Source organism: Rhodococcus sp. NPDC057014, assembly GCF_042673295.1.
Classification (GTDB): Bacteria; Actinomycetota; Actinomycetes; order Mycobacteriales; family Mycobacteriaceae; genus Rhodococcus_F.
This window is the reverse complement of sequence record NZ_JBHUSF010000340.1, coordinates 1-9,421: the sequence shown is the minus strand read 5'-3', so window position 1 is coordinate 9,421 and position 9,421 is coordinate 1. Positions and strand designations below refer to the sequence as shown.

At 68.0% G+C, this 9,421-nt stretch carries 9 protein-coding genes and 1 riboswitch; of the genes, 6 read left to right on the top strand and 3 right to left on the bottom strand.

Annotation, left to right across the window (positions count from 1 at the left end; all coding sequences use genetic code 11):
* Window positions 1-84: 84 nt before the first annotated feature.
* The gene (locus tag ACFTZB_RS38500; protein ID WP_378440095.1) at window positions 85-630 is read right to left on the bottom strand and encodes an NlpC/P60 family protein; all 546 of its coding nucleotides are present in this window, start codon (window positions 628-630) and stop codon (window positions 85-87) included.
* A gap of 14 nt (window positions 631-644) precedes the next feature.
* Window positions 645-809, bottom strand: a riboswitch (cyclic di-AMP (ydaO/yuaA leader).
* A gap of 456 nt (window positions 810-1,265) precedes the next feature.
* Here ACFTZB_RS38500 and ACFTZB_RS38495 point away from each other — a divergent pair.
* Window positions 1,266-3,032 carry a DEDD exonuclease domain-containing protein gene (locus ACFTZB_RS38495; RefSeq protein ID WP_378440093.1) on the top strand — a complete coding sequence of 589 codons (1,767 nt, stop codon included), beginning with the start codon at window positions 1,266-1,268 and terminating at the stop codon, window positions 3,030-3,032.
* Window positions 3,029-3,304, top strand: coding sequence for an Lrp/AsnC family transcriptional regulator (locus ACFTZB_RS38490; protein ID WP_005247708.1), 276 nt, complete (start codon window positions 3,029-3,031; stop codon window positions 3,302-3,304). Before ACFTZB_RS38495 ends, ACFTZB_RS38490 begins: the two co-directional genes overlap by 4 nt.
* Window positions 3,305-3,313: 9 nt before the next feature.
* On the opposite strand, the gene trpD is transcribed toward ACFTZB_RS38490, so the two are convergent.
* Both trpD and ACFTZB_RS38480 read right to left on the bottom strand, forming a co-directional pair.
* Window positions 3,314-4,402, bottom strand: a complete 1,089-nt coding sequence (trpD, locus tag ACFTZB_RS38485) for an anthranilate phosphoribosyltransferase (protein WP_378440091.1) — start codon at window positions 4,400-4,402, stop codon at window positions 3,314-3,316.
* Between the two features lie 44 nt (window positions 4,403-4,446).
* Entirely contained in the window at window positions 4,447-4,917 is a 471-nt protein-coding gene (locus ACFTZB_RS38480) for a ribonuclease E inhibitor RraB (protein WP_378440089.1), read from the bottom strand.
* A gap of 126 nt (window positions 4,918-5,043) precedes the next feature.
* On the opposite strand from ACFTZB_RS38480, the gene ACFTZB_RS38475 reads away from it, so the two are divergent.
* The 4 genes from ACFTZB_RS38475 to ACFTZB_RS38460 all read left to right on the top strand — a co-directional run bounded on the left by ACFTZB_RS38475 (window position 5,044) and on the right by ACFTZB_RS38460 (window position 9,389).
* The gene (locus ACFTZB_RS38475) at window positions 5,044-5,655 is read left to right on the top strand and encodes a heme-copper oxidase subunit III (protein ID WP_005260123.1); all 612 of its coding nucleotides are present in this window, start codon (window positions 5,044-5,046) and stop codon (window positions 5,653-5,655) included.
* 64 nt (window positions 5,656-5,719) lie between these two features.
* The gene (locus ACFTZB_RS38470) at window positions 5,720-6,571 is read left to right on the top strand and encodes a c-type cytochrome (RefSeq protein ID WP_378440087.1); all 852 of its coding nucleotides are present in this window, start codon (window positions 5,720-5,722) and stop codon (window positions 6,569-6,571) included.
* On the top strand, window positions 6,568-7,710 hold the full coding sequence (locus ACFTZB_RS38465) for a ubiquinol-cytochrome c reductase iron-sulfur subunit (protein WP_378440085.1): 1,143 nt from the start codon (window positions 6,568-6,570) through the stop codon (window positions 7,708-7,710). The genes ACFTZB_RS38470 and ACFTZB_RS38465 overlap by 4 nt, the downstream gene beginning before the upstream one ends.
* A 29-nt stretch (window positions 7,711-7,739) precedes the next feature.
* Complete coding sequence (locus ACFTZB_RS38460; RefSeq protein WP_378440097.1) at window positions 7,740-9,389, top strand: cytochrome bc complex cytochrome b subunit; 1,650 nt, start codon at window positions 7,740-7,742, stop codon at window positions 9,387-9,389.
* Window positions 9,390-9,421: the final 32 nt, after the last annotated feature.

Below are 9,421 nucleotides of genomic sequence, written 5' to 3'. Positions count from 1 at the left end.
CCCTCGGTGGTCGTGCTAGATCCTACGAAGCTACCCCGTGCATCCCCGCCCTCGACTCGGTGGATGCCTCGCCTCGTGCGTGGATCAGTAGCGGCGTGCGCCGTCGAAAGGCATCGACGCGATGGGCGCCAACTTGACGGGCTGGCCCTCGGTGGAGGCGTGGATCACGTTGCCGTTGCCGGCGTAGATACCCGAGTGCGAGCCGCCGTAGAAGGAGATCACGTCGCCGGGGCGGAGATCGGACTGCGACACCGGGGTACCGGCGGCCGCCTGCGCGTAGCTGGTGCGCGGCAGGTTCAGTCCGGCCTGCTTGAACGCCCACTGCACCAGGCCGGAGCAGTCGAACGAGTTGGGACCTGCGGCGCCGTAGACGTACGGCGAACCGAGCTTGGTCTGCGCGGCCTGAACGGCCTTGTCACCTGCGGTACTGGCCGGCGCGGGGGGCGCGGGCAGGTTCGGGACACCGGGGATCTGCGGGATGACGACACCCGGGATCTCGAAGGTTCCGACACCGGGGATGGTGATGGGGTCTGCGGCCGCGGGGGCAGCGGTAGCGGTGAGCGCTCCGACTGCGAGCGCGCCGGCGACGACTGCCCGTCGCACATTCCGCTTGGAAACTTGTGACGCCACGAAAGGGGTACTCCGTTTCTTCCATTCATCCGCCGACCGAGTTAGCTGACGGGTTCGGGCTGGGAAGATCAGCCCTACCCACCGGTGCGTGAGGACGTCCCGGCGGGATTCACCCCAGTAGAAACTTGGGTTCCCGGTACGACCGCTCTCGCGAGTGGCCGATTAGGCGGTGACTAGCGATGCGGCCCCGGTGTTGGGGCTGCGAGACTCCGCTAGGTCTCAGGAAGGTTACGAAATGGAATACCCCGATGTCGACCGGAACACGCGGAAAGTGTCCGTTTGCACCGTTTCGGGGCGTGCGGGCGCGCGATACCCACATTCGGTAACGACTGGATAACAAGCGGTATGTTTCCGTTCGCTTTTCGGCAGCGGGAGTGGGCATTTCGCAGAGCGCCGCGACTCCCCGGCCGCGCCGCGCCCCACGTTCGCGCTGTTCAACAGGGGTGGCGTGGGCGCCGCTCGGCACACGCACCGGACCCGCCGACCTCGATCGCCGCACCCCACGATCCCCGTTCCGGGGCGCGCCCTCGGCCGTCGGCCCACCCGCCACCGCAGCCCACACACGGGCAGTGTGATCCTCGTCTCCCCAGGCTCTTCGGGCGGGTCTGTCGGTGCCCGTCCATACGCTCTGAGCCGTGAGTGTCCCCGGCGTACCCGAACAGCTGAGATTCGACGACCTCGACACCCCGCTGCGGGACACCACGTTCGTGGTGGTCGACCTCGAGACCACCGGAGCGCGGCCGGGCGAGGACGCCATCACCGAGATCGGGGCGGTGAAGATCCGCGGCGGCGAGGTGATCGCCGAGATGGCCACCCTCGTCGACCCGGGACGGTCCATCCCGCCGCACATCGTCGAGATCACGGGCATCACCACCGCGATGGTGATCGACGCACCCCGCATCGAACGCGTGCTGCCCGCGTTCCTCGAGTTCGCACGCGGAGCGGTGCTCGTCGCCCACAACGCCCCCTTCGACACCGGCTTCCTCAAGGCCGCCGCGTCGGCCACCGACACCCCCTGGCCCAAGTTCACCGTGCTCTGCACGGTCAAACTGGCCCGCCGGGTCCTCACCCGCGACGAGGCGCCGTCGGTCAAGCTGTCGTCGCTGGCCCGGCTCTTCGACGTCGGAAGCACCCCGACCCACCGGGCCCTCGACGATGCCCGCGCCACCGTCGACGTACTGCACGCCCTCATCGCGCGGGTCGGCAACCAGGGAGTGCACAGTCTCACCGAGCTCGTCGACTACCTTCCCGACGTCTCCTCCCACCAGCGGGCGAAACGCACGCTCGCCAGTCATCTCCCCCACGCTCCCGGCGTCTACCTGTTCCGCGGGCCGTCCGACGAGGTCCTCTACGTGGGCACGGCGACGGATCTGCGCCGCCGGGTGCGCAACTACTTCACCGGCTCCGAGACGCGCGGCCGGATGAAGGAGATGGTCGCGCTGACCACCCGCATCGACCACGTCGAATGCGCGCACGCACTCGAGGCGGGGGTGCGCGAGCTCCGGCTGCTCGCCGCCCACACCCCGCCGTACAACCGGCGGTCCAAGTACCCGAAGCGCGGCTGGTGGATCACGCTCACCGCGGAGGCCTTCCCCCGGCTGTCGGTGGTGCGGACCCCGGCCGCCGACTCCCTCGGACCGTTCCGGTCCCGCTCGACCGCCGCCGACGTCGCCGACCTCCTCGCCGAGTACTGCATTCTCCGTACCTGCACCAGCCGGATCCCGAAGGGACGGACGCACGGTGCGCAGTGCCCGCCCCGCGAGCTCGGGCGCTGCCCCGCGTCCGTCCACGGCCGCGACACGGAGGACACCTACCGTCCCGGCCCGGAACTCTTCCGGCTCTTCCTACGCGGCGCCGACGACGCGCCGCTGCACCGGATGCGCGCACGGGTGGAGGAACTGGCCGCGGGCGAGTTGTTCGAGAACGCCGCGCGGCTGCGGGACCGCACCGCGGAGGTCGTCCTCGCGCTGCGCAGAATGCAGCGCCTGGCGGCGCTCACCGCCCTCGATCAGCTCGTCGCCGCTCGCCCCGCCGCGACCGGCGGCTGGGAGTTCGCGGTGATCCGTTCCGGGCGCCTCGCGTCCGCGGGCTGCGCCCGGCGGGGAATCCACCCGATGCCGGTGGTCGACGCGCTCGTCCTCACCGCAGAAACCGTCGTGCCCGACACGACTCCGCTTCGCGGCGCGTCCCCCGAGGAGGCCGGGCTGCTCGCGCGCTGGCTCGACCAGGACGACACCCGGATCGTCAGTGCGTCCTCGGGGTGGTGCGAGCCCGCACGGGGCGCCGGATCCTGGTCCGAGTGGTGTGCGCTCGCCCGCGCCGGCAGCGCGTCGACACGGGACGCCGAGACCCGACCACCCGCACCGGGTTCCGCCGACCACCGCTTAGGCTGGCGATCATGATCAACGCCATCGTCCTGATCCACGCCGAAGCCCACCGCATCCCGGAGACCGCTCAGGCCGTCGCCGACATCGAGGGCGTCGACAAGGTCTACTCCTGCGCAGGCGACGTCGACCTCATCGCGATCGTGCGGGTCCGGGACCACGCGAAGATCGCGGAGGTCGTCACCGAGGGAATCAACAAGGTGGACGGCGTCTCGCGGACGGCGACGCACATCGCGTTCCAGTCCTACTCCAGCGCCGACGTGGAAGCGGGCTTCTCCATCGGCGAATAGTTCCGCCGGCTATTTGCTGGTGGCCAGGCCCGACGTGAGATCGGCCCACCGGCCGAGCAGCGTCGCGGCCGCGCCGCTGTCGATGGACTGCGCCGCCGCCGAGAGCCCGTCCGACAGTCCCTCCTCGAGGGTGCGGGCGCCGAGACCCCGGAACGCCGTGATCGCCGCCGCGGCGTTGAGGAGAACGGCGTCGCGGACGGGTCCGGTCTCACCCGCGAGGAGTCGCCGCGCCACCGCGGCGTTCACGTCGGCGTCGCCGCCGCGCAGTTCGTCGAGCGGCACCCGGGCGATGCCGATGTCGCGGGGGTCGAGCCGACGGGTGGTCACCGCTCCGTCGGCGACGATGTGCACGGTCGAGGTGGTCGACGTCGTCAGTTCGTCCAGGCCGTCGTCGCCGCGCACCACCAGCGCCGAATTGCCGCGCTGCGCGAGCACACCGGCCACCACCGAGATCAGGCCCGGGAAGGCGCAACCGATGAGGCCGGCCCGCGGACGGGCCGGGTTGGTGAGCGGTCCGAGCACGTTGAAGACCGTCGGGATGCCGATCTCCTTACGGGGCGCGCCCGCGAACCGCAGCGCCGGGTGGAACACCGGCGCGAAGCAGAATCCGATGCCGACCTCCCGCACGCAGCGGGCCACCTCGTCGGGGCCGAGATTGATCTTGACGCCGAGAGCCTCGAGAACGTCCGCGCCACCACTCTTGGACGACGCCGCCCGGTTGCCGTGCTTGACGACGCGGATGCCGGCCGCCGCGACCACCAGTGATGCCATCGTCGAGATGTTCACGGTGTTCGATCGGTCACCGCCGGTGCCGACGATGTCGACGACGTCGTCGTCGACGGGAACCTTGCGTGCGTGCCCGAGCATCGAGTCCGCGAGGCCGCGCAACTCCTCCGGCGTCTCGCCCTTCATCTTCAGGGCGACGCCGAACGCCGCGATCTGAGCGGACGTGGCGTTGTCCGACATGATCTCGTCCATCGCCCATTTCGCGTCGTCCACCGCGAGGTCACGTCCGTCGGTGAGCGCACCGAGGACCGACGGCCAGGTGCGTGCAGGCAGCACACCGTCGTTGGTCCCCTGAGCAGTCGGGCTCTGCATCGTCGTGTCCCCTTGTACTAGTGGCGGATCCGATCCCTGGCAGCCTAGTCACCGGGCGGACCGGACTCGCGCGCCGGTTGCGTCGCGTCCCATCCGTCGACCGAGCCCCCGAGCCGCTGGGCCAGTCCCGCCATCCTCGACTTCTCCTGGGAACAGTGCAGCGCGTCGAGGACCTGGACCCGTTGCAGCACGAGTTCGACAGTCGCGCCGTCCTCGGCCGGGGACGCCTGCCCGTCCGGATCCTGCGGTCGGTAGCCGTCCTGGGCGGCGATCGACACGGCGTCGGCCACCGAGGCCGCGGGCAGCCGTAAGTGGTGCCGCAGCACCGCTTCCGCGTCGGCGTCCCACCGCGGTTCCTCGGCGGCGGCGCGGTCGAGCACGGTCGAGCACGCCTCCACGTCGTCGAAACTCGAGGCGACGACCACGAGGTCGGGCCGGTCCTGATCGAGAGGGGCCTGCTTCCGACTTCCGAACAGTCGCCGCAGCCACCCCGTACTGTTGTCTCCAGAGCGCATGACTCCACCCTTTCACGGTCCGCGACCAGGCTGTCAGCAGGGAGAACCGGACAAGCGGGGCGCCTCGGCGCGCCGAGGGTGGACCCGGGTAGTCGTCTCTTACGACGAAGCGTCATACTTCTGTCTGTGACGAGCGCAGTAGGGACTTCAGGATCAGCAATCACCCAACGCGTGCACTCGCTGAACCGACCTAACATGGTCAGCGTTGGCACCATCGTGTGGTTGTCAAGTGAGCTCATGTTCTTCGCAGGGCTCTTCGCCATGTATTTCGTGGCGCGAGCACAGGCGAACGGGAACTGGCCGCCGGAGCCGACCGAGCTGAATCTGTTCCTCGCCGTGCCGGTGACGCTGGTGCTGATCGCCTCGTCGTTCACCTGCCAGATGGGTGTCTTCGCGGCCGAGCGCGGCGACGTCTTCGGCCTCCGCCGGTGGTACCTCCTGACCTTGGCGATGGGCACGTTCTTCGTCCTCGGCCAGGCCTACGAGTACATCCACCTCGTCGAGCACGGCACCTCGATCTCCAGCAGCGTGTACGGCTCGGTGTTCTACATGACCACCGGCTTCCACGGAATGCACGTGATCGGCGGCCTCATCGCGTTCGTGTTCCTGATCGCCCGCACCAAGGTCAGCAAGTTCACGCCCGCCCAGGCCACCGCCGCCATCGTCGTCTCGTACTACTGGCACTTCGTCGACATCGTGTGGATCGGCCTGTTTGCCACGATCTATTTCATCCGTTGATCAGCTGAACGCCCCAGGCAGCCCCCTGACGTCCAGTCCGTCCCGACATACCAAAGGGATACAGATGAGTTCATCCCCCCCTCCCGCATCCGATACCACAGCGTCCGCCGCCAAGGCACGCCGCCAGCGGAAGCTCCGCAGGCGCGTCACGGGCGCCCTGGTCCTGATGATGGGACTGGTCAGCGCCGGTTTCCTCGCGTCCGCGTTGACGCCAACCCCGCAGGTGGCCACCGCCACCGATGATCAGGCAGCACTGATCCGCGAAGGCAAGCAGCTGTACGACACCTCGTGCATCACGTGCCACGGCGCGAACCTGCAGGGTGTGCAGGACCGCGGCCCCAGCCTGATCGGTGTCGGCGAGGCCGCCGTGTACTTCCAGGTGTCGTCGGGACGTATGCCGGCATCGCGCAACGAGGCCCAGGTCGAGCGCAAGCCCGTCAAGTTCGACGCCGAGCAGACGGACGCCATCGGCGCGTACGTCCAGGCCAACGGCGGCGGCCCCACGGTCATTCGTGACGAGAACGGCGAAATCGCCCAGTCCTCGCTGCGCGGCGGCGACATCGGACGCGGCAGCGAACTGTTCCGCCTCAACTGCGCGTCCTGCCACAACTTCACCGGGCGCGGCGGTGCGCTCTCGTCCGGCAAGTACGCGCCGGTCCTCGACCCGGCCAGCGAGCAGCAGATCTACACCGCGATGGTCACCGGCCCGCAGAACATGCCCAAGTTCTCGGACCGTCAGCTGACCCTCGAGGAGAAGAAGGACATCATCGCCTACATCAAGTCGTCGGGCGAGACGAAGCAGCCCGGTGGCTACGGACTCGGCGGCATCGGTCCCGCCTCCGAGGGCTTGGCCATGTGGGTCATCGGAATCATCGCTGTCGTCGGTGCAGCACTCTGGATCGGAGCAAGGTCATGAGCGACGCTGGCCAGCCGGGCGGCGCCACGCCAAAGAAGTACACGGATGCAGAACTCGAGAACCTGAGCCGCGACGAACTGGTCGAGCTCGGCACCAATCTCGACCACGTCGATGTCGCGTTCCGCCGCAACCGCTGGGCGGTTCCGGGAACGAAGGCCGAGAAGCGCGCCGAGCGGTCGGTCGCGTTCTGGTTCGCGCTGTCCGGCATCTCCGCGATCGCGTTCATCGCGATCTACCTCTTCTGGCCCTGGGAGTACGCGGGCGCCGGCGAGCAGCACTACTCGGCCTACAGCCTGTACACCCCGCTGATCGGCCTCACCATGGGTCTGGCCATCCTCGGCCTCGGTGTCGGCGCGGTGCAGTTCACCAAGAAGTTCATCCCCGAAGAGGTGTCCATCCAGGACCGCCACGACGGTGGATCGTCCGAGGTCGACCGCAAGACGATCGTCGCGGAACTCGGCGACTCGTTCGACACGTCGACGCTGGGACGGCGCAAGCTCCTCAAGCGCACCCTGATCTTCGGCGGCGGTGCCCTCGGCATCATGTCCGTCATGCCCCTCGGTGGTCTGATCAAGAACCCGTGGGCCAAGCGCGACGACTCCCCGCTGTGGGTGTCGGGATGGACCCCCCGCTACGAGGGCGAGACCATCTACCTGCGCCGCGACACCGGTCGTCCCGAGGACGTCGTCCTGGTTCGCCCGGAAGACCTGGACGCGGGCGCCATGGAAACGGTGTTCCCCTTCCGCGAGTCCGATCGCGGCGACCACGACGCGCTGCTCGAGGCGCTGCGCGGCATCCGCAACGCGACCATGCTCATCCGCCTCCGCACGGAGGACGCGGCGAACGTCACCAAGCGCAAGGGCCAGGAGAGCTTCAACTACGGCGACTACTTCGCCTTCTCGAAGATCTGCACCCACCTCGGCTGCCCCACCTCCCTGTACGAGCAGCAGACCAACCGAATCCTCTGCCCGTGCCACCAGTCGCAGTTCGATGCGCTGACCTACGGAAAGCCGATTTTCGGTCCGGCCGCTCGTGCACTTCCGCAGTTGCCTATTACAGTGAACGAAGAGGGTTTCCTAGTCACAACGGGTGACTACATCGAAGCTCTCGGCCCGGCATTTTGGGAGCGTCGACCGTGACCGACAACAAACCGTCCAAACTGAGCGCGATGGCCGCAGGCCAGGCGGAAGCGATGGACTCGCGCTACCACCTCGCAGCGGGAATGCGGCGGCAGATCAACAAGGTCTTCCCCACCCACTGGTCGTTCCTGCTCGGCGAGATCGCGCTGTACAGCTTCGTCATCCTGCTGATCTCCGGTGTCTACCTGACCCTGTTCTTCGACCCGTCGATGGCGCACGTCGTCTACAACGGCGCGTACGAGCCCCTGCGCGGCGTCACCATGTCCCGCGCGTACGAGACCACGCTGAACATTTCGTTCGAGGTCCGCGGCGGTCTGTTCGTCCGTCAGATCCACCACTGGGCTGCGCTGATGTTCGCGGCGTCGATCGTCGTGCACCTGATGCGCATCTTCTTCACCGGCGCCTTCCGGCGTCCGCGTGAGGCCAACTGGGTCATCGGCTGCCTCCTGCTGATCCTGGCGATGTTCGAAGGATTCTTCGGCTACACGATCCCCGACGACCTGCTGTCCGGCACCGGCCTGCGCGCCGCGTTCTCCGGCATCACGCTGAGCATCCCGATCGCGGGCACCTGGCTGCACTGGGTGATCTTCGGCGGGGACTTCCCCGGCGACCTGATCATCCCCCGCCTGTACGTCGCGCACGTCCTGCTGTTCCCGGGCATCATCCTCGCCCTGATCGCCGGTCACCTTGCGCTCGTCTGGTACCAGAAGCACACGCAGTTCCCCGGCCCCGGCCGCACGGAGAACAACGTCGTCGGTGTGCGCATCCTCCCGGTGTTCGCCGTCAAGTCGGGTGCGTTCTTCGCGATCACGTTCGGTGTTCTCGCCGTCATGGGTGGCGTGCTGCAGATCAACCCGGTCTGGACCATCGGCCCCTACAACCCGTCGCAGGTGTCGGCAGGTTCGCAGCCCGACATCTACATGATGTGGACAGACGGCCTGGCCCGTCTGTGGCCGGCTTGGGACATCTACCTGTTCGACCGCTACACCATCCCGTCGGTGTTCGCCGTCGCGTTGATCATGGGTCTGGTGTTCACGGTCCTGATCGCCTACCCGTGGATCGAGAAGCGCCTGACCAAGGACGATGCTCACCACAACCTGCTTCAGCGTCCGCGCGACGTTCCGGTGCGCACTGCGATCGGTGCGATGGCGATCGCGTTCTACGCCGTCCTGACGATCTCCTGCATCAACGACATCATCGCGTACCACCTGAGCATTTCCCTGAACGCGATGACGTGGATCGGCCGAATCGGCATGGTGCTGCTGCCTCCGATCGCCTTCTTCGTCGCCTACCGGTTCTGCCTGGGTCTCCAGCGCAGCGACCGTGAGGTCCTCGAGCACGGCATCGAGACCGGCATCATCAAGCGGATGCCGAACGGTCAGTACATCGAGATCCACCAGCCGCTCGGCCCGGTCGACGACCACGGTCACCCGATCCCGCTCGAGTACCAGGGTGCGACCGTCCCGAAGAAGATGAACAAGCTCGGTTCCGCCGGCAAGCCCGGTTCCGGCAGCCTCGTCACGGCCGACCCGGTCGAGGAGAGCCTGGCCCTCGAGCACGCCCTGCATCACGGCGAGCACGAGCAGCTCACGATGCTGCGGGAGTACCAGGACCGTGCCCACGGCAACGGTTCGTCGACGTCCGGCAACGGATCGTCCGGCAACGGCGAGGCGCACTAGCCTCACCCCCGTAGTCGAACAGAGCCCCGAAC

Coding starts and splice junctions, on each gene's coding strand:
- ACFTZB_RS38480 (WP_378440089.1), bottom strand. CDS start 4,917: ATGCGCTCTGGAGACAACAGTACGGGGTGGCTGCGGCGACTGTTCGGA.
- trpD (WP_378440091.1), bottom strand. CDS start 4,402: ATGCAGAGCCCGACTGCTCAGGGGACCAACGACGGTGTGCTGCCTGCA.
- ACFTZB_RS38465 (WP_378440085.1), top strand. CDS start 6,568: ATGAGCGACGCTGGCCAGCCGGGCGGCGCCACGCCAAAGAAGTACACG.
- ACFTZB_RS38470 (WP_378440087.1), top strand. CDS start 5,720: ATGAGTTCATCCCCCCCTCCCGCATCCGATACCACAGCGTCCGCCGCC.
- ACFTZB_RS38490 (WP_005247708.1), top strand. CDS start 3,029: ATGATCAACGCCATCGTCCTGATCCACGCCGAAGCCCACCGCATCCCG.
- ACFTZB_RS38460 (WP_378440097.1), top strand. CDS start 7,740: ATGGCCGCAGGCCAGGCGGAAGCGATGGACTCGCGCTACCACCTCGCA.